The following is a 24,950-nucleotide window of genomic DNA, read 5'->3' on the forward strand; positions in this document are numbered from 1 at the left end:
CAAACCCAGAGAAGACGTGTCTTCCGGCGCCCTCTCTGTCGTCCTGCATAATCTGAGGTCTTTATAGCGTGTGCGATTCCACAGTGTCAAGGCGCACTGCAGCGTGCTTTCGCAGCTATCAGTGCGCCTCGTGGGGGTGCAGCAGAACAGAAGATCAGTGTGCTCGCAAACCCTTCGTCGATGCAGGCGTCTCGTCCGCCGGCTTCACGGCAGTCGGAGGCGTGTCCGGAAGCGGCGTCGGATTGCGTTCGAGGGCAAGCTCAAGAACCTGATCAATCCATTTCACCGGAATGATCTCGATCGCGTTCTTGATGTTGTCCGGAATCTCGACCAGATCCTTGACGTTCTCTTCAGGGATCAGTGCCCGGCCGATACCGCCGCGGACGGCTGCAAGGAGCTTTTCCTTCAGCCCCCCAATCGGAAGCACTTCGCCCCTCAGGGTGATTTCGCCCGTCATGGCTACGTCACAACAGACCGGAATGCCCGTGAGCACCGAGACCAGCGCCGTGGTGATCGCACTGCCAGCCGATGGCCCATCCTTGGGGATGGCGCCTTCCGGCAGGTGGATATGGATGTCGCTCTTCTGATAGAAGTCGTCTTCAATACCCAGCGAACGGGCGCGCTTGCGTACGACCGACAGCGCAGCCTGAATGGACTCCTGCATGACTTCGCCGAGCTTGCCGGTCGTCATCACCTTGCCCTTGCCAGGCAGCACGACGGCTTCGACCGTCAGCAACTCGCCGCCGACTTCAGTCCATGCGAGGCCGGTCACCTGACCCACCTGATTCTGCTTCTCGGCGATCCCGAAGCTGTACTTGCGCACGCCAAGGTACTTGTCGAGGTTCTTGGCATTCACCACGATCTTGCTGCTGCGCGAGCGCAGCACCAGTGCCTTCACGACCTTACGGCAGATCTTGGAGATCTCGCGCTCCATACTGCGCACACCGGCTTCGCGGGTGTAATAGCGGCACACGTCGCGCAGCGCCTCTTCGGTCACCGACAGCTCTTCAGCCTTGAGACCGTTGTTCTTCATCTGCTTCGGCAGCAGGTAGCGCAGCGCAATGTTCACCTTTTCGTCTTCGGTGTAACCGGAGAGGCGAATCACTTCCATGCGGTCGAGCAAAGGTGCGGGAATGTTGAGCGTATTGGCAGTCGCCACGAACATCACGTCCGACAGATCGAAATCGACCTCGACGTAGTGATCCTGGAAGGTGTGGTTCTGCTCCGGATCCAGCACCTCAAGCAGCGCCGACGACGGATCGCCACGAAAGTCCATGCCCAGCTTGTCGACTTCATCGAGCAGGAACAGCGGGTTCTTTACCCCGACCTTGTTCATGTTCTGCAGGATCTTGCCCGGCATCGAACCGATGTAGGTGCGACGGTGACCACGAATCTCCGCCTCATCGCGCACGCCGCCGAGCGCCATGCGCACGAACTTGCGATTGGTCGCTTTCGCGATCGACTGCCCGAGCGAGGTCTTGCCCACACCCGGAGGACCGACCAGGCACAGGATCGGCGCCTTGACCTTGTCCACGCGCTGTTGCACGGCAAGATACTCAAGGATGCGTTCCTTCACGCGCTCAAGGCCATAGTGATCACGGTCGAGCACCTTTTCGGCTTCTCCGAGGTCCTTGCTGACACGCGACTTCTTCTTCCATGGCAGGCCGATCATGATGTCGATGTAGTTGCGCACCACGGTGGCTTCTGCAGACATCGGCGACATCAGGCGCAGCTTTTTGAACTCTGCCTGGGCCTTTGCAAGCGCCTCCTTGGGCATGCCGGCGGCCTTGATCTTCTTGTCCATCTCCTCGAGATCGGCACCTTCCTCGCCTTCCCCGAGTTCCTTCTGAATCGCCTTGACCTGCTCGTTCAGGTAATACTCGCGCTGACTCTTCTCCATCTGGCGCTTGACGCGACCGCGGATGCGCTTTTCCACCTGGAGGATATCGAGCTCGGTTTCGAGCTGTGACAGCAGCTTGTCGAGCCGCTCGTTGACGTCGAACATCTCCAGCACTTCCTGCTTCTGCTCGAGCTTGAGCGGCAGGTGTGCGGCAATGGTGTCGGCCAGGCGGCCCGGCTCGTCAATACCGGCCAGAGACGTAAGAATCTCGGGCGGAATCTTCTTGTTCAGTTTCACGTACTGGTCGAACTGGGCAATGATTGCCCGGCGCATGGCCTCGACTTCAGTGTTGTCGACCTCGGACAGCGGCACCGGGGTGGCCTTGGCCACGAACAGATGACGCAGATCGTCCACAGAATCGATGCGCGCGCGCTGCAGCCCTTCCACAAGCACCTTGATGGTGCCGTCGGGCAGCTTGAGCATTTGAAGGATATTGGCGACGCAGCCGATATCGTAGAGGTCTTCGATTGAGGGCTCGTCCTTCGCGGCCGATTTCTGGGCGACGAGCAGAATGCTCTTGCCCGCCTCCATCGCGTTCTCGAGCGCCTTGATCGATTTCGGACGCCCCACGAAGAGCGGGATGACCATGTGCGGAAACACCACTACGTCGCGCAGCGGCAGCAGCGGCAGTTCCATTTGCTCGTTGGGGAGGTCAGCAGGACCCGACATTTATATATTCCTTCCGAAAAGGGTCACACCCATATGTGGGCGCGACCCGGGAATTCAAGTGGCGGGTTGTCGGGCGTCAGTTCGAGCCGGAAACCTTTTGCTGATCAGCATAGATCAGCAGTGGCTTGGCGCCCTCCTCGATCGTGCCCTCGTCGATGACGACCTTGCTGACACCCTCGAGCGTAGGCAGGTCGTACATGATGTCGAGCAACGCCGCCTCGAGAATGGAGCGAAGACCACGAGCACCCGTCTTGCGCCGGATTGCCTTGCGCGCCACGGCATGCAAGGCTGCAGAACGAATCTCGAGCTCGACGCCTTCCATCGAAAACAGCTTCTGGTATTGCTTGACCAGCGCATTCTTCGGTTCAATCAGGATTTTGATCAGCGCTTCTTCGTCAAGTTCCTGCAAGGTCGCAACCACCGGCAGACGACCGATGAGCTCGGGGATCAGACCAAACTTGATCAGATCCTCGGGTTCGACCTGGCGGAAAGTCTCGGTGACGCTTCTGGACTCGTTGCTCTTGACCTCGGCACCGAAGCCAATCCCGACCTTCTCGGTACGATTGCGGATGACCTTCTCCAGGCCATCGAACGCGCCGCCACAGATGAACAGCACGTTGGTCGTATCGACCTGGACGAAATCCTGGTTCGGATGCTTGCGCCCGCCCTGGGGGGGAATCGATGCGACCGTCCCTTCCACCAGCTTCAGCAGCGCCTGCTGCACGCCTTCGCCCGAAACGTCACGGGTGATGGACGGGTTGTCCGACTTGCGCGAAATCTTGTCGATCTCGTCGATATAGACGATACCCTGCTGCGCCTTGTCGACGTCGTAGTCACACTTCTGCAGCAGCTTCTGAATGATGTTCTCTACGTCCTCGCCGACATAGCCGGCTTCCGTCAGGGTGGTGGCATCGGCCATCACGAAGGGGACGTTGAGCAGCCGCGCGAGGGTCTGCGCGAGCAGCGTCTTGCCTGAACCCGTGGGGCCGATGAGCAGGATGTTGCTCTTGGAGAGCTCAACCTCGTCCTTGCTGTCGCTCAGGTGACGCAGGCGCTTGTAGTGGTTGTACACCGCCACCGACAGGTTGCGCTTGGCCTTGGACTGGCCAATCACGTACTGATCCAGGATGTCGCAGATTTCCTGCGGTGTGGGCAGTGAGCCCTTGACGTTCTCGCCGCCGGCATCGCCCGCGATCTCTTCGCGGATGATGTCGTTGCACAACTCGATGCATTCGTCGCAAATGAAGACGGATGGACCGGCGATCAGCTTGCGCACTTCGTGCTGACTTTTGCCACAAAACGAGCAGTACAGCAGCTTTTCGCCGCCCGTCTTCTTTTCCGACATGATCTGTTCTCCTGGTTCAGGTATCGGCGCGGCTGGTGAGCACCTTGTCTACGAGGCCATATTCGACGGCTTTCGTCGCCGACATGAAATTGTCGCGATCCGTGTCCTTCTCGATCTGCTCAAGCGGCTGCCCCGTGTGCTTGGAGAGCATCTCGTTCAGACGCGCCCGCAGGAACAGGATCTCGCGTGCATGGATCTCGATATCCGAGGCCTGGCCCTGAAATCCACCCAGCGGCTGATGGATCATCACGCGCGAATTGGGCAGCGTGAAGCGCTTGCCCTTTTCGCCTGCAGCAAGCAGGAACGCGCCCATGCTGGCGGCCTGCCCGATGCACAGCGTGCTGACGTTCGGCTTGATGAACTGCATGGTGTCGTAAATCGCCATGCCGGCCGTCACCGAACCGCCGGGGGAGTTGATATAAAAATAGATGTCCTTGTCCGGATTTTCCGACTCAAGGAAAAGCAACTGAGCAACGATCACGTTGGCCGTCGTGTCATTGACCGGACCGACGAGGAACACCACCCGCTCCTTCAGAAGGCGCGAATAGATGTCATAGGCGCGTTCGCCGCGCCCACTCTGCTCGACAACCATTGGAACCAGGCCAAGACCCATCGGGTTCCATTCACTGCTGTGCTGGGGTGTTCCGTTCATCATTACTCGCTCTCTCGCGACCTCAGGCCGCGTTGCCCATCAATTCATCAAAAGCGACCGGCTTGTCGGTGGTCTGGGCCTGCGAAGCCACCCAAGCCACGACGTTGTCCTCGATCACCACGGCTTCAGCTTGTGCCAGACGATCCGGCTGTGCGTAATACCAGCGTACCAGTTCGGATGGATCTTCGTAACTCTCGGCCATCTCTTCAACCAGCGTGCGAACCTGCTCAGGTTTGGCGTGCAGTTCCTTGGTCTTGACCAGCTCGGCCATGATCAGCCCCAACTTGACCCGACGCACGGCCTGGTCTGCGAACCATGCCGGCTCGACCGGAATGTCCTTGGTCTGCATGCCGCGCGCTTCGAGGTCGCGCTTGGCGTTCTCGGCCAGCTGGCTCGACTCCGCCTCGACGAGTGCCTTGGGCACCTCGATCGGCGTCACTTCGATCAGGGCGTTCATGACCTGTTCCTTGACCTTGGCCTGAATACGACGCTTCACCTCGCGGGTCAGGTTGGTACGGACTTCGTCACGCAGCTTGCTGACATCACCATCGGCAACACCCAGCGCCTTGGCGAAGTCGCTGTCGACCGCCGGCAGCACCGGTGCTTCAACCTTCTTCACCTTGACCTCGAACTGAACGGTCTGACCGGCCAGATGCTTGGCGTGGTAGTCCTCAGGGAAGGTCATGTCGAAGGTCTTGGCTTCACCCGACTTCAGACCGGTAACAGCCGTTTCGAAATCCTTGAGCATCGAACCTGCGCCGATGACGAAGGGGAAGTCCTCAGCCTGGCCGCCGTCGAACAGCTCACCATCCTTGCGACCGGCAAAATCGATCACCACGCGATCACCTTCGGCAGCGGCGCGATCGGCCAGCTCGAAGGAAGTGCGCTGCTTGCGCAGCACGTCGATGGTCTTGTCGACTTCGGCGTCGCCCACTTCCAGAGCGGGGCGCTCGATCGTCTGCGTGCTCAGGTCGCCCGAAACCACTTCCGGATAAACCTCGAATACCGCGCTGAACTCGAGAGCGTCTGCGCTCGATGCTTCCTTGGGCTCGATGCGCGGATAACCTGCCACACGCAGATTCTGCTCGCGCACGGCATTGCCAAACGCTTTTTCTACTGCAGCACCAATGGCTTCGGAGCGCGCTTGCGGCTCGTAAGTCTGGGCAACAATCTTCATCGGCACCTTGCCCGGGCGGAAACCAGGCATTTTTACGGTGCGAGCCATCTTCTTGAGACGCGCTTCGACTTCCTTATTGATCTCCGCCATGGCGACGGACATATCGATACGGCGCTCCAGCGAGCTCGGGGTTTCCTGGTTGGTCTGCATTCAATCAATCCTGAGAAGTCAAAAATACCGCCGGCCGAGCATTCCGCCCTGAGTGCTTTCCTACAATCAGGTGGACGGTGTGGCCGACTTGTTCCAAATAAAACGAAGATTCTAACACAGGGGCCCGGCCTTCCTTCCAGCGCCCGTAAAGGGTCAGAATGCACGTGGAACAGTGAAAAAATGCACGCTCACAGGCGGAACTCGCAAGGTACCGTGGCCTCTCAGGTATGAGCATGCTGCTTGCAACAGATCGAGAAAAGCAGGATTAATGCCAGGTAGCAACCGACGGAATTGAGTCGGGTCAGTACGACCCAATCGACAAGGAGACGTCCCGATGAGCATCTTCAACGCTTACCAAGCCCGATTCGAAGCGGCCCGCGAAGACGAAATGTCGATCCAGGAGTATCTGGAACTGTGCAGCCGCGACCGAGCGGCCTACGCAACGGCGGCCGAGCGCATGTTGATGGCGATCGGAGAACCCGAACTGGTCGACACCCGACTTGACCCGCGTCTGTCTCGCATCTTTTCCAACAAGGTGCTCAAGCTCTATCCGGCGTTTCGCGACTTCTACGGCATGGAAGAGGTCATCGAGCACATCGTCTCCTACTTCCGGCATGCGGCACAGGGGCTGGAGGAGAAGAAGCAGATCCTCTACCTGCTTGGCCCGGTCGGCGGCGGCAAGTCTTCGCTGGCGGAAAAGCTCAAGACCCTGATCGAACACGTCCCCTTCTATGCGATCAAGGGGTCGCCGGTAAATGAATCCCCTCTCGGCCTGTTCAACGTTGAGGAAGACGGTCACATCCTTGAGGACGACTACAGCATCCCCCGGCGCTACCTCGGCACCATCATGAGCCCGTGGGCGGTCAAGCGCCTGCATGAATACGGCGGCGACATCACCAAGTTCCGGGTGGTCAAGCTCACGCCCTCGGTGCTGCGCCAGGTCGCAGTCGCCAAGACCGAACCTGGCGACGAGAACAACCAGGACATCTCCTCGCTGGTCGGCAAGATCGATATCCGCAAACTGGAGCAATATTCGCAGGACGACCCGGATGCGTACAGCTACTCCGGCGGTCTGTGTCTGGCCAACCGCGGCATGCTCGAGTTCGTCGAGATGTTCAAGGCGCCGATCAAGGTGCTCCACCCCCTCCTCACCGCCACTCAGGAAGGCAACTACAAGGGTACGGAAGGCTTCGGTGCGATTCCCTTCGACGGCATCGTGATGGCGCACTCGAACGAGTCCGAATGGACAGCGTTCAAGAACAACAAGAACAACGAGGCCTTCCTCGACCGTATCTATACCGTCAAGGTGCCCTACTGCCTGCGCCTGTCGGACGAAATCCGCATTTACGAGAAGCTGCTGGCGAACAGCTCCCTGTGGGAAGCGCCCTGCGCCCCCGACACCCTGAAGATGCTCGCCCAGTTCTCCGTGCTGTCCCGCCTCAAGGAGCCGGAAAACTCGAGCATCTATTCCAAGATGCGGGTCTATGACGGCGAAAACCTCAAGGACACCGACCCCAAGGCCAAGAGCTTCCAGGAGTACCGCGACTACGCAGGCGTCGACGAAGGCATGACCGGCTTGTCCACACGCTTCGCGTTCAAGGTGCTGTCACGGGTGTTCAACTTCGACCACCGCGAGGTGGCGGCGAACCCGGTGCACCTGATGTATGTCCTCGAGCAGCAGATCGAGCAGGAGCAGTACCCCCCGGAAAACGAGTCCCGTTACCTCGGCTTCATCAAGGAGTTTCTTGCACCGCGCTACGCCGAGTTCATCGGCAAGGAGATCCAGACCGCCTACCTCGAAAGCTACTCCGAGTACGGCCAGAACATTTTCGATCGCTATGTGATCTACGCCGACTTCTGGATCCAGGATCAGGAATTCCGCGATCCGAACACCGGCGAGATCCTTGACCGCTCGGCGCTCAACGAGGAACTCGAAAAGATCGAGAAGCCGGCCGGCATCAGCAACCCGAAGGACTTCCGCAACGAGGTGGTCAACTTCGTGCTCCGCGCGCGAGCGAAGAACGAAGGCGCCAACCCGAGCTGGACCTCCTACGAGAAACTGCGCGCGGTCATCGAGAAGAAGATGTTCTCCAACACCGAGGACCTGCTGCCGGTCATCAGCTTCAACGCCAAGGCCAGTGCCGATGAGCAGAAGAAGCACCAGAACTTCGTCAATCGCATGATCGAAAAGGGCTATACCGAGAAACAGGTGCGCCTGCTATGCGAGTGGTATCTGCGCGTACGGAAGTCGTCCTGAACGCCTGAACGCACCATTGCGAACCACGCAGCCGGCACTCACCGGCAGCGGGTTTGTCATGGGCCACCACGGAGGAAGGCATGGTCCGCATCATCGATCGGCGCTTCGACAGCAAGAAGAAAAGTGCAGTTAATCGCCAGCGTTTCGTCCGCCGATTCAAGCAGCAGATTCGGCGCGCAGTATCCGACGCAATAGATGGCCGCTCCATTCGCGACCTGGATAACGGCGAAAGCGTTTCCATTCCGACCAAGGATCTGTCCGAACCTCATTTCCAGAATGGAAAGGGCGGAATCTGGGAGCAGGTGTTCCCCGGTAACGACCAGTTTTCCAGCGGAGACCAGATCAGGCGCCCGCAGGGCGGCGCCGGCGGCTCTGGCGGTGGGGGCAAGGCCGGGAACGACGGTGAGAGCGAAGACGATTTCGTCTTCCAGCTCTCGCGCGACGAATTTCTCGACATTTTCTTTGATGACCTCGCGCTCCCCAACCTGGTTCGCACCCAGCTCTCTCGGGTCACCGACTTCAAGTCACAGCGCGCCGGTTTTACGTCGAGCGGGGTGCCGGCCAACATCAACATTGTGCGCTCCATGCGCGGCGCGCTGGGACGTCGCCTGGCGCTGGGCTCGCCCTATCGGGCGCGTTATCGCGAACTGCAGCAGGAGCTCGACGAGGCCATCGCCGAGCAGGGGGAAGACAGCGATCGCGTGCGCGAGTTGCGCGAGGAGCTTGGCAAACTGCGGGCGCGCATCGATGCGATCCCCTTCATCGACAGCTTCGATCTGCGTTACAACAACCGCATCAGGATTCCGCAACCCACGACCCAGGCGGTCATGTTCTGCGTGATGGACGTGTCGGGGTCGATGGACGAGGAGAAGAAAGCCACGGCAAAGCGCTTCTTCATGCTGCTCTACCTCTTCCTCAATCGAACGTACGAGCACATCGAGGTGGTCTTCATCCGGCACCACACCATTGCCAAGGAAACCGACGAGGACGAGTTCTTCCACTCACGTGAATCCGGCGGCACGGTGGTGTCGAGCGCGCTCGAGCTGATGCGCGACATCATTCGCGAGCGCTACGCAGGCGGTCAGTGGAACATCTATGGCGCCCAGGCATCGGACGGCGACAACTGGGACAACGATTCGCCCATCTGCCGCAGGATTCTCGACGACGAGATCCTGCCGTGGTGCCAGTACTTCGCCTACATCGAGATCACCCCGGGCGAACCCCAGAATCTGTGGCGCGAGTACGAAAAGCTGCACGCCAGCAGCAAGAACTTCGCCATGCAGCGCATCGAGTCGCCGGCGGACATCTATCCGGTTTTCCGCGAACTTTTCAAGAAGAGCCTCGCATGAAACCTGCCCTCAAGAAACGCATCCCCCTGCCCGCAGGTTCGGAATGGAGCTTCGAGAGCATCGAGCGCTACCACACCGAGATCGCCCGCGTCGCCAAAGACTATGGCCTGGATACCTATCCGGTGCAGATCGAAGTCATCACCGCCGAACAGATGATGGATGCCTACGCCTCGGTCGGCATGCCGGTCAATTATCACCACTGGTCGTTCGGCAAGCAGTTCCTGAGCACCGAGAAAGGGTACCGTCGCGGCCAGATGGGCCTGGCATACGAAATCGTCATCAACTCCAACCCCTGCATTGCCTACCTGATGGAGGAAAACACCCTGCCAATGCAGGGACTGGTGATTGCCCACGCCGCGTACGGCCACAACAGCTTCTTCAAGGGCAACTACCTGTTCCGCACCTGGACCAATGCGGACGCGATCATCGACTACCTGATCTTTGCGCGGAACTACATCGCCCAGTGTGAAGAGCGCCACGGCGTGGAAGACGTGGAACTGTTGCTCGACTCCTGCCACGCGCTCATGAATCTCGGGGTCGACCGCTACAAGCGCCCGCCCAAGCTCTCGATGGCAAAGGAAAAGCTGCGTCAGGACGAGCGCGAGGAATACCTGCAGACCCAGGTCAACGACCTGTGGCGTACGCTGCCGGCCCACGACGTGCGCAGCGACGGCCGCAAGGAACGCCGCTTCCCGGAAGAGCCCGAAGAGAACCTGCTCTACTTCATCGAGAAGAACGCGCCCCTGCTCGAACCCTGGCAGCGCGAGGTCGTGCGTATCGTACGCAAGATTGCGCAGTACTTCTTCCCCCAGCGCCAGACGCAGGTCATGAACGAGGGCTGGGCAACCTACTGGCACTACACCCTGCTCAACACGCTGTACGACGAAGGCCTGCTCGCCGACAGCTTCATGCTCGAATTCCTGCAGTCGCACACCAATGTCGTCTATCAGCCGCCGTATAACGTCCGCTGGTACAACGGCATCAACCCGTACGCGCTCGGCTTCGCCATGTGGACCGACATCCGTCGCATCTGCGAACACCCCACCGACGAGGACCGCCGGTGGTTTCCCGACATTGCGGGCAGCGACTGGCGGGAGACCTTCGACTTCGCGATGCACAACTTCAAGGACGAAAGTTTCGTTGCGCAATATCTGTCGCCAAAGGTCATGCGCGACTTCCGCATGTTTGCGATCTTCGACGACGAACGGGAAGACAAGCTCAAGGTTTCTGCCATCCACGACGACGCCGGCTTCCGACACGTGCGCGAAATCCTGTCAGAGCACTACAACCTTGGCAGCCGCGAGCCCAACATCCAGGTCTGGAATGTCGACCTGCGTGGCGACCGCTCGCTCACCCTGCGCCACCAGCGCTGGCAGGGCCGGCCGCTGGCAGAGAACGCGGAGGAAGTCGTGAAGCATATTGCCCGCCTGTGGGGCTTCACCGTGCGGCTCGAGTCTGCGAACGACGCCGGCGAAGTCGAACTCCTGCACGAAACCCGGCTGGAAAAGCGCAAGGCCGGCAACTAGACCCGCCCTCGCGGAGCACCAGCGTCTGCCCCATGTCGTTGCGACGAGCGCCTTTCCTCGCACGCGGCAAGGGGCGTTCGCGCCTGGTCCGGGGCAGACCGGACGCCCTACGACCGGCGTGACGCAACAAAATGAGCGCACACCGAAGCTGCCGCCCTTAGAATCGGGGGTCACTTTGCAGAAAGCCCGAACATGTTCACTTCCGCACAACCCATCTACCCTGTCTCCGCCATCCGGGAGATCGAGCGCAAGCTGATCCCGAGCGCCCGTCCGCCGCTCATGGAGCGGGCTGGCCGCGCCGCAGCGGAAGATGCCGTGCGCCTGATCATGGACCGCCCCGGCGCCATCCTGATTGCCTGCGGCCCGGGCAACAACGGCGGCGACGGCTTCGTGATGGCGCGCCAGTTGCGGCAGGCCGGACGCGAAGTGATCGTCGCTTTCGCCAACCAGCCGGGCTCCCTGCCGCCCGAAGCCGCCAAGGCGCATGCCGATTTCATACTGGCAGGCGGCAGCACGGTCTCCGACCTGCCCTCGGCACCGGCCAACGGCTGGGCACTGGTGGTCGATGCAATTTTCGGCATCGGCCTCAAGCGTCCACCCGAAGGCCGCTTCGCGACCTGGATCAACACCCTCAACGCACAACGTGTGCCGCGCATGGCGCTCGACGTCCCCAGCGGGCTCGATGCCGACACCGGCCGTCCGCTCGGCCCCTGCTTTCGCGCAACCCACACCACGACCTTCATCGCGCTCAAGCCCGGCCTGCTGACCCTGGACGGGCCCGACCACTGCGGCGAGATCTCGGTTCAGCGCATCGAGATCGACGCACCGGCCTGGGTGCCGACCATGGGTTTCCATATCCGCACCAGCCTGTTCCGCGACCGCCTGACCGCGCGTCCGCGCAACACCCACAAGGGCCTGTATGGCGACGCCGGCGTGCTCGGTGGCGCCAATGGCATGGCGGGCGCGGCGCTGCTTGCCGGACGTGCTGCGCTGATGCTCGGTGCCGGGCGGGTCTTCGTCGGTTTGCTCGACCCGGGCGCACCCACGGTAGATACCAGCCATCCCGAACTGATGCTGCGCGGAGCAGCCGCCCTGCCCGACCATCTCACTGCGCTCGCCGCCGGCCCCGGTCTGGGCACGGACACCGATGCGCGCAAACTGCTGAGCGCAGCGATCGAATCCGACTGCCCCCTGCTGCTCGACGCCGATGCGCTCAATATCGTGTCCGGTGACGAGACGCTGGGCAAGACGCTGAGCGAACGCGACGGCATTACCCTGCTCACGCCACACCCGGCAGAAGGCGCCCGCCTGCTCGGCATCACGACCCAGGAAGTCCAGCACGATCGACTCGCGGCCGCGCTTGCACTGGCCCGCAAGTACAGGTCGCTGGTCGTGCTCAAGGGCGCCGGCAGCATCATTGCCACCCCGGACGGGCGCTGGTTCATCAACAACACCGGGCATCCCGGCATGGCCACGGCGGGCATGGGCGACGTCCTCAGCGGGCTTGCCCTGAGCCTGCTCGCGCAGGGCTGGCCAGCCGAACCCGCGCTGATTGCGTCGGTACACCTCCACGGCGCAGCCGCCGACCGTCTGGCACGCGAAGGTGTCGGCCCGGTCGGACTGACCGCAAGCGAGGTCATCGACGCCGCACGAGGTGTCTTCAACGGATGGATGGTCGAAGCCGCGCGCGAACGCCACTGAGCGACCGCCCCGCATGACGCCCCCTACCCCCGTTCTGGCCCGCAGTGTCCTGTTGCTGCTCGGCGCCCTGCTGCTCTTCGTCCTGCTCGACTCCACCGCCAAGCATCTCGCGCAGACCTATCCGGTGCCGATGCTGGTGTGGTCGCGCTACAGCGTACATTTCCTGCTGATGGTGATCTTTCTCGCGCCGTCGATGCGGCTGCGCCTGATCAGCACCACCCGCCCGACGCGACAGGTCGCCCGCGCACTTTGCCTGCTCGGCACCACATTTTTCGGGATGGCCGCGCTGTCGCGCATGCCGCTGGCAGAGACCACCGCCATCGTCTTTGCCGCGCCGCTGATCGTCACCCTGCTCGCCCGCCCGCTGCTGGGTGAGCAGATCGGGGTCATGCGCTGGGTCGCGGTGATCGTCGGCTTCGTTGGTGTGCTGCTGATCGCGCGACCGGGAAGTGGCCTGGTCGCGGAAGGCATCGCACTCGCACTCGGTGGCGCGATGTCGTACGCCCTGTACCAGATCCTCACCCGACAGCTCACACCGACCGAAAACCCGGTCACGATGCTGTTCTATACGGCGCTGATCGGTACCGTGGCAATGACGCTCGCCCTGCCCTGGATCTGGGGCGGGCCGATCCCGGGCCTGAAAGACGCTTTGCTGGTCGCTTCGCTCGGCATCTATGGCGGCAGCGGACACTTCCTCCTTATCCGGGCGTTTCGCGACGCCCCTGCCTCGGTACTGTCGCCAATACTGTATGTACAGCTGATCTGGGCGATGTTGATCGGCTGGCTGTTCTTCGGCCACATTCCCGATGAAATCGCCTTGCTCGGCATTCTCACCATTGGCTCGGCCGGCGTGATGATCGCCATCGACAGCCGCCGCGGCCGCGCATCCGGCCGGCTCAAGACCTGAACATCGGCGCGCCGCTGCGAGCCCTCCGGTTCAGTTCATCCGCTGCCACGGCATGCGCAGCCGGCTCAACACGCCGGTCGCAAGCCCGGTACCGAGCAGAATCACGGCACAACCGGTCAGCATTCGCAGCGAAATCGTCTCGTTGAGGAATGCGGCACCCCACAGCATGCCAAAGAGCGGAATGAGGAAGGTCACGCTCACGGTACGGGTCGGGCCGAGCCGCTCCATCAGGCGAAAGAACAGCACGTAGGCCAGCCCGCTGCAGACCACGGCAAGCACCACGGCGGCGCTCCACACCGATGCCGATGGCGTCTCCTGCGGCCACGAGGCGATCGCCATTGGCAGCAGAATCAGGCTGGCATACAGCTGGCTCCCGGTTGCAGTCACCATTGGTGGCACCCCTGAGAGATAACGCTTGGTCATGTTTCCCGCGACCCCGTAGGACAGCGTGGCCCCGAGGCAGGCGAGCACCGCCCAGCCCGAACCGCCGTCCTTGAACGAAACCTTGCCCCAGACCAGGATCACCACGCCCAGCACGCCGACCAGCATGCCAAGAAGCGCTGGCGCACTTAGCCTGTCCTTGAGCCAGACCCACGCCACCAGCGCGGTAAACATGGGCGTGGTCGCGTTCACGATGGATGCGAAACCGGCCGTCACCGACAGCGTTGCCCATGCGTACAATACAAATGGCAAAGCCGACGCACACAGGCCAACCACCAGCAGCACAGCCCAGCGCGAGAGCAACTGGCGCAAACCGCCCTGCATGGCCAGCACCGGAATCAGCACCAGCGCGGCCAGCCCCACCCTCAGCTCGATGAGCGCGAAAGGCCCGAAGGCCGGCGCAGCAACCCGCATCAGCAGGAATGAGCCGCCCCAGATTGCGGCAAGGAGAAAGAGTTCGACGAGGTCGCGTGGCTTCATGGAGCATCCAGAGCTTGAATGACGCAGCAGGTGCATCGGTGCGCAATGTTAGAATCTCGCCCCTGCCTACTCAATCCGGTTCTCATCATGCTCTCCGAACAGCTTCGCGTCGAAATCCAGCGCTGTGTTGCCGCCTCGCTGGCAGAAGACATTGGCACCGGCGACCTTACCGCCCGTCTTGTCCCCGCTCAGACCGAGGCTCGCGGCCGCGTGATCACCCGCGAGGACGCCGTGATCTGTGGCACGGCATGGTTTGATGCAGCCTTCGCCGCGCTGAGCCCGGCGGCCACCGTCAAATGGCACGTCAAGGATGGCGACCGGGTGGAACCCGGCCAGGAACTGTGCGAAGTGGTGGCCCGCGCACGCGTGCTGCTGACCGCCGAACGTACCGCGCTGAACTTTCTGCAGCTGCTCTCGGGCACGGCAACGGTCACCCGCAGCTTTGTCGATGCCGTCGCCGGCACCAACGCCAGCATCGTCGATACCCGCAAGACCCTGCCCGGCCTGCGTCTGGCGCAGAAATACGCGGTCGCAGTCGGTGGCGGCGTCAATCACCGCATCGGCCTGTACGATGGCATCCTGATCAAGGAAAACCACATCATCGCCGCCGGCGGAATTCGCGAAGTCGTTGAACAGGCGCGCATCATCGCACCGTCGAACGTATTCATCGAAGTGGAAGTCGAGAGTCTGGACGAACTGCGCGACGCGCTCGACGCCGGCGTCGGCATGATCCTGCTCGACAACATGAGCCTGGAAGACATGCGTGAAGCGGTGGCCATCAACGCAGGACGTGCCGAACTCGAAGCCTCGGGCGGGGTGAACCTGCAGCGTGTGCGTGAAATCGCCGAGACTGGCGTAGACCGCATCTCGATCGGCAGCCTGACCAAGGACGTGCGCGCCCTCGACCTGTCGCTGCGTCATATCGAGGCCTGATCGCGGCCGGGTGTAAGAATCGGCGGCCAGGACCGACTCATGACCGGCGGCGCATGCGCGGGCCCCCCGTGCGCAATTGCCGCCGACAACACTGAAGCGTGCCGTGCTTCATGCATCGCCCGACCAACCGGCCCCGGAGACCACGCATGGTGCGTGCCCAAACGAACACCCACCCGACATCGCCGGCAGACGCGCTCGCCGACCCGGTCCTGCTGACCGAGCTTCGGCGCGACATGCTGCGTTTTGCGCAGTTGCAACTGCGTGACGCCGCACTGGCCGAAGACGCCGTGCAGGAAGCGATCGAGGCCGCCCTGATCAACGCAGCCCGCCACGAAGGCCGCGCCGCACTGAAGACATGGATCTTCAGCATCCTGCGCAACAAGATCGTCGACATCCTGCGCCGTGGCGCGCGCACGGTGTCGATCTCATCGATCGGCAGCGACGACACCTCCGACGACGAAAAGCTCGACGGCCTGTTCCGCGATAACGGCCACTGGCAGAAGCAGGCCCGCCCGGCGCAATGGAACGCGCCCGACGAGGCGCTCGACAACAAGCAGTTCTGGGCGGTTTTCGAAGCCTGCCTCGACCGCCTGCCCGAGAACATCGCCCGCGTGTTCATGATGCGCGAGATGCTGGGTTTCGAAACCCCGGAGATCTGCGCCGAACTCGAGATCACCTCCAACAACTGCCATGTCATCCTGTATCGCGCCCGCGTCAGCCTGCGGGGCTGCCTCGAGGGTAACTGGTTCAACCCCGGAGACTGTCCCTCATGCTGACCTGCAAGGAAGCCACCCGGCTCAGTTCGGAAGCACTCGACCGCGGCCTCAGCCTGCGTGAGCGACTGTCGCTGCGCATGCACATCATGATGTGCAAGGGCTGCACCAATTTCGAGGAACAGATGCGGCAGTTGCGCATCATGACCCGGCGCTACGCGAGCGGCGATACCGGCGCACAGGACGATACAACACCGCCTGCCAGGACGGAGTGAACACGGCGACCGACTCGCAGTCGCTGATTTGATACACCTGTTACGCACGGCCACCTTGCATTGACGGGTACCATCCTGCTTTGCCCTCCAAGAGAAGTACCCCCCGAATGCAAACTGTTGTTAAAGAGAAGCTCAGGTGCGCCGTCGTAGCAGCGGTCCAGTTGCCGAACGTGAGCGATGCCGAGTTTGAGGCTTCGCTGGCCGAGCTCCGCGAACTGGCAAAAACGCTGGGGTTCAAGGTGGTGCACAGCTTTGTGCAGAAGCGTACCGGCTTCGACACCACAGCCTATCTGGGCGCCGGAAAGCGTCAGGAAATCAGCGTCTTCGTCAGCAACAGGCTGCCCGCTGACGACAGCGCCGATGCCGATGCCGATGGTGACTTCATCGATGCCATCCTGGTCGACCACGAGATCTCGCCGTCGCAGGCTCGCAACCTTGAAAAGGAAGTGGGCTGCGAAGTGATGGACCGCACCATGGTCATCCTTGAGATTTTCCATCGCAATGCGCGCTCGCGCGCGGCCCGCGCGCAGGTCGAGATCGCGCGCCTTGGCTACATGGCGCCGCGTCTGCGCGAAGCGGCCAAGCTGGCCGGCCCGCAGGGGCGCCAGCGCAGCGGCTCGGGCGGCCGTGGCGCGGGCGAGTCGCACACCGAACTGGACCGGCGCAAGATCCGTGACCGCATTGCCGAGCTGCAACTCGAGATCGTTGCCATGGAAGCCGAGCGCAAGACCCAGCGCGCGCGGCGCCAGGGTAGGCAGGGGCTCGCGGGCGTGGCGCTCGTCGGCTACACCAACGCCGGAAAATCCACGCTGATGCGCGCACTTACCGGCAGCGAGGTGCTGGTCGCGAACAAACTCTTTGCCACGCTGGACACCACGGTACGCACGCTCTACCCGGACAGCACGCCCCGCGTACTCGTCAGCGACACGGTGGGGTTCATCAAGAACCTGCCGCACGGGCTTGTCGCGTCGTTCAAGTCCACGCTCGATGAAGCGCTCGACGCCGCGCTGCTGCTGCACGTCATCGACGCCAGCGACCCCGGCTTCGAGCGCCAGCTCGAGGTCACCGACAAGGTTCTGGCCGAGATCGGCGCAGAGGACGTGCCTAAGCTGCGCGTATTCAACAAGATCGACCACGTCGGCGACGAAGCCGCGCAGGCCGAATGCGAAGCGGCGTTGCGGGCAAAGTACCCGTCATGTGTGGTGATGAGCGCGCGCCGCCCGCACGAGGTCGCCAGCCTGCGTGCGCAGATCGTCGCCTTTTTCCAGCAGGGCCTGATCGAGGCAGAGCTGTTCCTGCCGTGGTCGGCGCAGCAGCTGCGCGGAAAGATCTACGCAAACTGCGAACTGCTGGGCGAACGCGCCGACGACAACGGCGCCTTCCTGCGCATCCGCGGCGAGCGCGATGCCGTGCAACACCTGAGTGAACAGTTCGCACAGGCGCAGTAGGCGCGCTCACGCGGCGCCAGGCGCCGCCCCGACGAATACGCTGTCAGCGCTGAATCGGGGACGGCGCGCCACCGCTGTAGTCGCCACGGTCATCGCTGCTTTCATCGCTGCTGTCATTGAATACGCTCAGCAGGATCCGGGTCAGATCGGGCATGCTGCCAAGCAAGGCCGCATCCTCGCCCAGCCCCGCGCGAAAGCCGGCGCGCCCGAAGCGCGCCAGCAGCGCCGCATCGGCACTGAACACATGCACCGGCACCTCCCATGAGGCGCCCCGCCCGCTCACCGCGGCAATGGGCTGATGGTCACCGATCACGATGATCAGACTCCCGGAGGCCGCCCGCTCGCGCATGTAGCGCGACAACCACTCGAAACTGTAGCGCATCGACTGCAGATAGGCGGGCAGCGGGTCCGACCACGACACCGGCTCGGCAAGCGCCTTGTCGAGCATCTCCGGCGAGTAGGCGGACACCCCCTGCACCGCATCCCAGTCGCCCACATAGGGCGGCACGGGCCGGAACGGCGCATGCGAACTGACGGTGGGAAACACCACGAAGCGCGGACTGCGCCCGCTCACCGGCTGCGCCAGCTCCTGCGCATGCAGGAGCGCGAGCGCGGCCTGGTCCGGAATCCGCCAGTAGCCAAAAGCCGGGCCCGGGTAGCCGATCGCATCCGCGTCGGCATAGCGCGAGAATCCGTAGTAAGCGCCTTCCGGCCACGGCCGCTGCAGGCCGGGCATCAGCGCCACGGTGCGATAACCGTGCCCGGCGAAGTGACTCACAAGGGTCGGTCGATCCGTCGTCAGCAGGACCTCGTAGCTGCCCGGGTCGCGGGTATCGATGCCACTGAGCAGGGCCGAATGCGCCAGCCAGGAGGCGCCGCCGAACGTGGGAGACAGCACACGGGCCGACACCACACCACGACCACTGTCGCTCAGCGCCTGCGCCAGCAGCTGCCGCGAGGGCTGCAGCGAGACCGCGATCTCGGCGTCGTCAAACGTCACGGCGCCATAGGCCTCGGAGAAGATGAGAATCACATCGACACCACCGAGCGCATTCAGATTGCCAGAGAACACCGGGCTGGGCCCGAGCAGCGCTGCGCTGCGCCCGGGCGCCAGCGCATCCCGCAACTGCGTGCCGGCTCGATAGACCGCCACGCTCACTGGTTCGGCAAACAGGCTGCGGGTGTCGCGCCCCACCCAGGGCTGAGCGAACCAGAACAGCACGGGTGCAATCAGGGCCAGCACCAGCCCACGCGAGGTCGCACAGCGGCGGAAACCCTCGGACAGCGCCACGATCTGCAGCCGCAACAGCACGAACAGCAGCGCGCCGCCAGCCAGCACGAGCAGGCCAGACCCCGTGAGCTGCCACACGGGCATGTCCATCGTCGCCATGCGCAGCACCTGCCAGCCGTGACGCCCGTCCCAGTACAGATTGACCGGACGACCGAGGAGCGCGGGCACGGTGACCTCGACGTAACGCAGCAGCACCAGCGACAGCACAAGCCCCGCCAGCATCGACAACACATGCAATGAAACCGCCCCGCGCCACCGCGTCCACAGCAACAGCAGCACGGCGCCGGCGAGCAGTTCGACCGAGAGCCGGGGCTCCAACACCACGCCAATTCCCGGCCAGTCGTTGCCGAAGGTCAGCACGGCGTTCAGGATCAGCAGCGGCAGGACCAGGCGCAGCAATGCGCTCGTACCCGACGCTTTCAAGTTCATCACGCGATTCATGCCCTCGGGACGGAATTCAGTGTTTCAATCATGATCAAAGACCTGCAATCGCCCCAATGGATCCCCTCATGCAGCCAGCGCCCCGTTATTTATGGCAAGACCTCACCCCCGACGAGATCCGTGCGCTGGCCGCGCGGGACGCCGTGGCGGTGCTGCCGCTGGCCGCCATCGAGCAGCACGGCCCCCACCTGCCACTATCAACCGATCTCGACATCGGCCTGGCGCTGGCCACTGCCGCCTTCGAGCGCCTGCCGCACGACCTGCCCGCCTGCCTGCTGCCAGCGATGAACGTCGGCCTCAGTCTGGAGCACCGCGACTACCCCGGCACCCTGAGCCTGTCGCCGGAGACTGCGCTCGCCAGCCTGACCGAACTCGGCGACAGCGTTGCCCGTGCCGGATTTCGCCGGCTGGTGCTGTTCAACAGCCACGGCGGGAACAAGGCAGTCGTCGATCTCGCCGCGCTCAAACTGCGCGCCGCGCATCGCATGCTGGTCGTACGCGCCAATTACTTCCGCTTCGCCCCACCGCCCCAGGCCCTGCCCGCCAGCGAGATGCGCCACGGTCTGCACGGGGGCGCCCTGGAAACCGCGATGATGCTGCATATCGCGCCGCACAAGGTGCGTCGGGACGCAATCGACCACTGGACATCCTGCGGCGAACACATGGCCACATCCGGGCACACGCTCGGACCTGAGGGCGAAGCCGGTTTCGCGTGGATGGCGGGCGACCTCAATCCGGCGGGGGTCGCCGGGAACGCGCGCCTCGCCACAGCGGAACTCGGCGAGCGTCTGGTGGGTCAGTTTGCTGACACGCTGGCGCAGGTGATCTGCGACGCACACCGCTTCAGGCTCGATCAGCTCGCAACAGGCGCCGATTGACGGCCGCTGGCTGGCCTTCGTCCCTCGCAGGCGCGGGAGTCGGCAAGGTTTGCCAGTGCATCAGCTCACCCTTCCGGCTTCGGCCCCACTACCCTGACGAGTTCCGCCCATGCCGCTTTCGCTCTGTGCCGATCAAGCCTGGCAACTGATTCTCCGCACCCGTCAGCACGACTGGCAGGGGCAGTCGCGCGCCGTGCTCGCCGGGGACGAATACGAACTCGAAGTCACGGACAACGGCAGCTGGCAGTGCAGCGCCGTGCCCAGTCCAGAGGCCCGGGAGATGCTCGACCTCTTTCTGCCGCTGGTTTCGGGGTCGGGCAGCCATGTCGTCGGTCAGCTCGGTCAGAGTCTGGACGGGCGCATCGCCACCGTCAGCGGCGCCTCGCAATACATCAACTGCAGCGCAGCCCTCACCCATCTTCATCGCTTGCGGGCCGTCGTGGATGCGGTGCTGGTCGGTGTCGGCACGGTCAATGCCGACAATCCGCAACTCACGGTGCGTCATGTCGATGGACCGCATCCGGTCAGGGTCGTCATCGACCGTCGCAATCGCGCCAACGCCGATGCCCGCCTGTTTCATGACGACACTGCCACCACGCTGCATCTGGTGGGCTCGCGCCACTGCAATGCCGGCCCCGGATCGCCCAGCACCCGCATCGCCATCGACCGCCCCGGTGACGAAGCGGAGGGCGACATCGAGCCCGCAGCCATTCTTGCCATTCTCGCCCGCCACGGCTTGCGCCGCGTCCTCATCGAAGGCGGCGGCTACACCGTGTCGCGCTTTCTCCACGCTGGCGCACTCGACCGTCTGCATCTGCTGGTCGCACCAATGCTGATCGGTTCTGGCCGCCCCGGCGTCAGCCTGCCAGCGATCGACACCCTGGACGACGCGCTGCGCCCGCGCTCGCGCAGCTTTGCCTGCGGCAGGGATACCCTGTTCGACCTCGCCTTACGTTAAGCCCCGGCTACTGCGGCCCCTGCCTGGCAACACCCTTGCGCGGTCCGGCCCCAAGTCCACCGAGCATCAGCAGTACGGCACCGGGCAGACTGGAGACGAATACCAGGGCCCCGTATGCGATCGAAATGGCCACGCCCTGCGCGGGCGCCAGGCCCGCCAACAGCCAGATGCCGGCCGCCGCGCCCTCGCGCAGCCCCCAGCCGGCCACCGACAGCGGCAATGCCATCGCCAGCAGGACCATCGGCACCAGCGGCAGCAAGCTTGTTGCCGGCAAGGACACGCCGATTGCACGCGCGCTGCAGAGATAGACGGCGATATAGCTTGCCACCACCGCAAACGAGGCCAGCAACTGCTGCGGCAACACCGTTCGGGCCAGCATCGAATGACGCAGATCACGCCACAGGCGCGTCAGCGCCCGCCGCGAAAACCACAAAACTGCGGCACAGAAGGCTGCGATCACACCCGCAAGCTGCAGTTTCGGCGCAGCCGGGAACGTGGTCACGCTGCGCAGCAGAACCGGCGACGACAGCAGCGCCACGAGGGCAACCACCATCAGCGCCACCTGCCCGGAGACCCGCTCGATCAGCACCGCATGCCAGGCCCCGCGCACATCCTCGGCCTCAGACCCATGACGCCAGGCGCGACTCAGGTCACCGCCGACACCGCCGGGCAGCACCTGATTGAGAAAGGTGGCGAGGTAATACTCGCGAAACGCCCGCCCAAGGCTCAGATCGAGTCCCAGCCGGTGCGCGGTCAGGCGCCAGCGCCACGCTGAAACAAACACCTGCGGCACGCTGATTGCAAGCCCTGCCAGCACCCATCCCGGCGCCAGCGGGCCAACCGCGTCCAGCATTGCTGCGGGCTCGAGCCACCATAACAATGCGCCGAGCGCAGCAATGCTGATGAGGGCCCGCAACAGGATGAACAGCCGTCGGCGCCGGCCTGTGGCCGCGAGGTTCGACCTGGCTGCGCTCATCGCTTGCGTGTCTGGGACGACGCATCAGGTCGCGCCTCGGCACCGGGCTGGGCGAACAGGTCCGCATGTCCGACCTCGAGTACCCCGCACGCACCTTGCAGGCGTTCGACCCTGCGCCGGTGCCAGGCCGCAATCCGTGGCGTTTCGGCCGGACACTGGACCTGCGCAGCATCGCACCATCCCTGGACCAGTGCGAGCGCCAGCGCCAGCTCGTCCGGGTTGGCGAGACGCAGCCGCCACGGGCTGGGGGCCAAGGCCACCTCGAAACCCTGCGCGCGCAAGGCCGTGGCAAACGCGGCCGCCGCATCGGGGCCGAGCGCGCCGCCCACGCCCTTGTCCCGACGCTGGTGGTCGTTGAACGCCGCACGCACGAAGGCATCGTCGACATCCACTTCTTCCTGCGCCGGCGCGCCATCCTCGCCGCTGAGGAGGCGCCAGCGACCATCGACGCTCAGCGTGATCAGGACCGCGCACCCTGCCTGCGCACACGCCACCGCAAGCTGCTCAAGCCAGCCTGCATCGACCAGGTCGATCAGCGCCGATGCCGTGACCAGATCGGCGCCCGCCAGATGTGCAGGCTGCAAGGTGCGCAGATCGCAGCACTGCGTGCGCACTGCCAGCGCAGCCCCGTCTGCATCGCGCAGTTGCGTCGTGCGCGCCGCCGCGGCCGTGAGCAAGGCTGCGTCGTGATCGAGCAAACGCCAGGATTGCGGCCCCGGCAGGCGCCCGGCGAGAAAAGCGGTGTTGGCACCGCTGCCGCAACCAAGGTCGAGCAGATGCAGGGCGGCACCGCACTCACGACTTCGGGCGCGGTCGAGCAGCCACTGCCGTGCGCGCGCACCCAGCCCGGCGTTGCGTGCCCTTGCATCGGGCCCGGCGCGCAGGGCCAGCCAGTCGGCGCTGAACACCGCGTCCGGATGCGGGCCGACCGGCGCAGCAGGCGCCCGATCGTCGGTGCCGGAGAGGGATGAATGCATCCCGGCCACCCTGATGCTCACACCGAATCCAGCACGCGCGCAAACTCCGCGGCGGCATCCGCCCAGTCCCTGAGTCCGTCACGCGCCTTGCGGGCCCCGTCACGCAGACGCTTGCGCAGTGCAGGCTCCTCGATCATGCGCCGCAGCGCATCGGCCAGTGCATCGACATCATCGACCGCCACCAGCAAGCCCGCCTCCGGCGGCAGGGTCTCGGCCAGCGCACCGCCACGCGTGCACACCACCGGCAAGCCGCGCGCGAGCGCCTCGGTAATCACCATGCCATAGCCTTCGTAACGCGATGCGAGCACGAAGCAATCCGCCGCCGCATAAGCCCCTGCGAGCTCGACGTCGGCCATCTCGCCATACAAGCGCATCCGGTCAGCCAGACCGGCGTCTTGAATCTGGCGCGCAATCCGCTGCGCATGGAGCGGGTCGCGCAGCAGGCTGCCGACGCAGACGCACTCCCAGTCGAGTTTCTCCAGACGCTGCAAGGCCGCGACCAGCACCTCGTGCCCTTTGCGCGGCGTGATCGTCGCCACGCACAACATGCGCAAAGGGTGATGTCCGCCCACGGCCACCGGCGCGGCCTGCACGCCCGGCACCACCACGCTGATGCGTGAAGACGCCACCCCGAAATCCTGCAAACGCCGTGCGGTGAACGCACTGGTGGTAACGACCGTTGCAACGGCCGCAAGGGCCTCGGCCTCGCTGCGCAGAAACAGCATCCGCTGCACCGAACCGATGTCGGATTCGTCGGCAAGGGGATGATGAACCAGCGCGATGATGCGCAGCCGCCCGGCGTGGGTCTGGATGACATCCGGCAAGCCGCCCATGGCCAGCCCATCGATCACCACAAGGGAGTCGTCCGGCAAATCGGTCAGCGCACGGTCGAACGCCTCCCAGGCCAGCTCGTCAGGCACCGGGAAACGCCCGGCCAGCCCCATGACCTCGACCTTCCAGCCACGCTCACGCAGGCCATCGACGATAAACGCGTCATAGCGATAGCCCCCGGTACGCTGACCCGGGTCGCCGGCGACGATGAAGCTGCAGCGTGGCGAGGCCTGATCGCTCACAAACGCCCCTCGTAGCTCGCCCAGGCAATGTGCGACTCATGCAGCGTGACCTTGAGCCCGGTCAGCCCGCGGCCGCCCTCGCCCAGTTCGCCATCACGAATCGCCACCGCCATGCGCTCGAAGATCACCCGCGCCATGAACTCGGTCGTGGTGTTGCGCCCCTTGAACGCGGCCTCCTCGTCCAGGTTGCGGAAATTCAGCTCGGCCAGCTTGGCATGCAGCACAGTGCTGGCAAGACCGATGTCGACCACCAGGCCATCGGCATCGAGTTCCTCGCGCTGAAAGCAGGCATCGATCACATAGGTCGCGCCGTGCATGCGCTGCGCCGGGCCGAAGATCTCACCCTGAAAACTGTGGGCAATCATGATGTGGTCACGAACATTCAGGCTGTACATGGAAGGGTCCTGTTGCAAGCATCAAGAAGAAAAGGGGT

At 63.6% G+C, this 24,950-nt stretch carries 21 protein-coding genes; 11 read left to right on the plus strand and 10 right to left on the minus strand.

Features of this window, described 5'->3' with window-relative positions:
• Positions 1-154 precede the first annotated feature (154 nt).
• The 4 genes from lon to tig form a co-directional block, all read right to left on the minus strand.
• On the minus strand, positions 155-2,569 hold the full coding sequence (gene lon / locus CEW83_RS07450; RefSeq protein WP_108948778.1) for an endopeptidase La: 2,415 nt from the start codon (positions 2,567-2,569) through the stop codon (positions 155-157).
• 76 nt (positions 2,570-2,645) lie between these two features.
• The gene (gene clpX / locus CEW83_RS07455) at positions 2,646-3,914 is read right to left on the minus strand and encodes an ATP-dependent Clp protease ATP-binding subunit ClpX (protein WP_108948779.1); all 1,269 of its coding nucleotides are present in this window, start codon (positions 3,912-3,914) and stop codon (positions 2,646-2,648) included.
• A gap of 16 nt (positions 3,915-3,930) precedes the next feature.
• Complete coding sequence (clpP, locus tag CEW83_RS07460; protein ID WP_108948780.1) at positions 3,931-4,569, minus strand: ATP-dependent Clp endopeptidase proteolytic subunit ClpP; 639 nt, start codon at positions 4,567-4,569, stop codon at positions 3,931-3,933.
• A gap of 19 nt (positions 4,570-4,588) precedes the next feature.
• Positions 4,589-5,893, minus strand: coding sequence for a trigger factor (gene tig / locus CEW83_RS07465; RefSeq protein WP_108948781.1), 1,305 nt, complete (start codon positions 5,891-5,893; stop codon positions 4,589-4,591).
• Between the two features lie 334 nt (positions 5,894-6,227).
• Here tig and CEW83_RS07470 point away from each other — a divergent pair, with 334 nt between their 5' ends.
• From CEW83_RS07470 to CEW83_RS07490, 5 genes are all read left to right on the plus strand, one after another.
• The gene (locus CEW83_RS07470) at positions 6,228-8,150 is read left to right on the plus strand and encodes a PrkA family serine protein kinase (RefSeq protein ID WP_108948782.1); all 1,923 of its coding nucleotides are present in this window, start codon (positions 6,228-6,230) and stop codon (positions 8,148-8,150) included.
• Positions 8,151-8,230: 80 nt separating this feature from the next.
• On the plus strand, positions 8,231-9,499 hold the full coding sequence (locus CEW83_RS07475) for a YeaH/YhbH family protein (protein ID WP_108948783.1): 1,269 nt from the start codon (positions 8,231-8,233) through the stop codon (positions 9,497-9,499).
• Positions 9,496-11,025: a SpoVR family protein gene (locus CEW83_RS07480; protein WP_108948784.1), complete on the plus strand. Its 1,530-nt coding sequence runs from the start codon at positions 9,496-9,498 to the stop codon at positions 11,023-11,025. The genes CEW83_RS07475 and CEW83_RS07480 overlap by 4 nt, the downstream gene beginning before the upstream one ends.
• Positions 11,026-11,217: 192 nt before the next feature.
• Entirely contained in the window at positions 11,218-12,726 is a 1,509-nt protein-coding gene (locus CEW83_RS07485) for an NAD(P)H-hydrate dehydratase (RefSeq protein ID WP_108948785.1), read from the plus strand.
• 13 nt (positions 12,727-12,739) lie between these two features.
• Positions 12,740-13,633 (plus strand): DMT family transporter, encoded by an 894-nt coding sequence (locus CEW83_RS07490; RefSeq protein WP_108948786.1) that lies wholly within the window; start codon positions 12,740-12,742, stop codon positions 13,631-13,633.
• Positions 13,634-13,663: 30 nt separating this feature from the next.
• Here the strand turns inward: CEW83_RS07490 and CEW83_RS07495 are convergent, their stop codons facing one another.
• Positions 13,664-14,554, minus strand: coding sequence for a DMT family transporter (locus CEW83_RS07495; protein ID WP_108948787.1), 891 nt, complete (start codon positions 14,552-14,554; stop codon positions 13,664-13,666).
• Between the two features lie 87 nt (positions 14,555-14,641).
• Here CEW83_RS07495 and nadC point away from each other — a divergent pair, with 87 nt between their 5' ends.
• The 4 genes from nadC (at position 14,642) to hflX (ending at position 17,923) form a co-directional block, all read left to right on the plus strand.
• Entirely contained in the window at positions 14,642-15,487 is an 846-nt protein-coding gene (gene nadC, locus CEW83_RS07500) for a carboxylating nicotinate-nucleotide diphosphorylase (protein ID WP_108948788.1), read from the plus strand.
• Between the two features lie 146 nt (positions 15,488-15,633).
• Entirely contained in the window at positions 15,634-16,263 is a 630-nt protein-coding gene (locus CEW83_RS07505) for a sigma-70 family RNA polymerase sigma factor (RefSeq protein WP_108948789.1), read from the plus strand.
• Complete coding sequence (locus CEW83_RS07510; RefSeq protein WP_108948790.1) at positions 16,257-16,475, plus strand: zf-HC2 domain-containing protein; 219 nt, start codon at positions 16,257-16,259, stop codon at positions 16,473-16,475. Before CEW83_RS07505 ends, CEW83_RS07510 begins: the two co-directional genes overlap by 7 nt.
• Before the next feature lie 107 nt (positions 16,476-16,582).
• Complete coding sequence (gene hflX / locus CEW83_RS07515) at positions 16,583-17,923, plus strand: GTPase HflX (RefSeq protein ID WP_108948791.1); 1,341 nt, start codon at positions 16,583-16,585, stop codon at positions 17,921-17,923.
• A 43-nt stretch (positions 17,924-17,966) separates the two neighbouring features.
• Here the strand turns inward: hflX and CEW83_RS07520 are convergent, their stop codons facing one another.
• The gene (locus CEW83_RS07520; RefSeq protein WP_159099409.1) at positions 17,967-19,643 is read right to left on the minus strand and encodes a sulfatase-like hydrolase/transferase; all 1,677 of its coding nucleotides are present in this window, start codon (positions 19,641-19,643) and stop codon (positions 17,967-17,969) included.
• An 80-nt stretch (positions 19,644-19,723) separates the two neighbouring features.
• Between CEW83_RS07520 and CEW83_RS07525 the strand changes: the two genes are divergently transcribed.
• Positions 19,724-20,533: a creatininase family protein gene (locus CEW83_RS07525; RefSeq protein WP_108951261.1), complete on the plus strand. Its 810-nt coding sequence runs from the start codon at positions 19,724-19,726 to the stop codon at positions 20,531-20,533.
• A 109-nt stretch (positions 20,534-20,642) separates the two neighbouring features.
• Positions 20,643-21,491, plus strand: a complete 849-nt coding sequence (locus tag CEW83_RS07530) for a RibD family protein (RefSeq protein ID WP_108948793.1) — start codon at positions 20,643-20,645, stop codon at positions 21,489-21,491.
• Between the two features lie 7 nt (positions 21,492-21,498).
• On the opposite strand, the gene CEW83_RS07535 is transcribed toward CEW83_RS07530, so the two are convergent.
• The 4 genes from CEW83_RS07535 to CEW83_RS07550 are packed head-to-tail and all read right to left on the minus strand — an operon-like array spanning position 21,499 to position 24,912.
• The gene (locus CEW83_RS07535; protein ID WP_108948794.1) at positions 21,499-22,467 is read right to left on the minus strand and encodes a lysylphosphatidylglycerol synthase transmembrane domain-containing protein; all 969 of its coding nucleotides are present in this window, start codon (positions 22,465-22,467) and stop codon (positions 21,499-21,501) included.
• Complete coding sequence (locus CEW83_RS07540) at positions 22,464-23,444, minus strand: methyltransferase domain-containing protein (RefSeq protein ID WP_108951262.1); 981 nt, start codon at positions 23,442-23,444, stop codon at positions 22,464-22,466. The genes CEW83_RS07535 and CEW83_RS07540 overlap by 4 nt, the downstream gene beginning before the upstream one ends.
• 17 nt (positions 23,445-23,461) lie before the next feature.
• Positions 23,462-24,517: a glycosyltransferase family 4 protein gene (locus tag CEW83_RS07545; protein WP_108948795.1), complete on the minus strand. Its 1,056-nt coding sequence runs from the start codon at positions 24,515-24,517 to the stop codon at positions 23,462-23,464.
• Positions 24,514-24,912 (minus strand): 6-pyruvoyl trahydropterin synthase family protein, encoded by a 399-nt coding sequence (locus tag CEW83_RS07550; RefSeq protein WP_108948796.1) that lies wholly within the window; start codon positions 24,910-24,912, stop codon positions 24,514-24,516. Before CEW83_RS07550 ends, CEW83_RS07545 begins: the two co-directional genes overlap by 4 nt.
• Positions 24,913-24,950 lie beyond the last annotated feature (38 nt).

This window comes from Parazoarcus communis (assembly GCF_003111645.1).
Taxonomy (GTDB): Bacteria; Pseudomonadota; Gammaproteobacteria; order Burkholderiales; family Rhodocyclaceae; genus Parazoarcus; species Parazoarcus communis_A.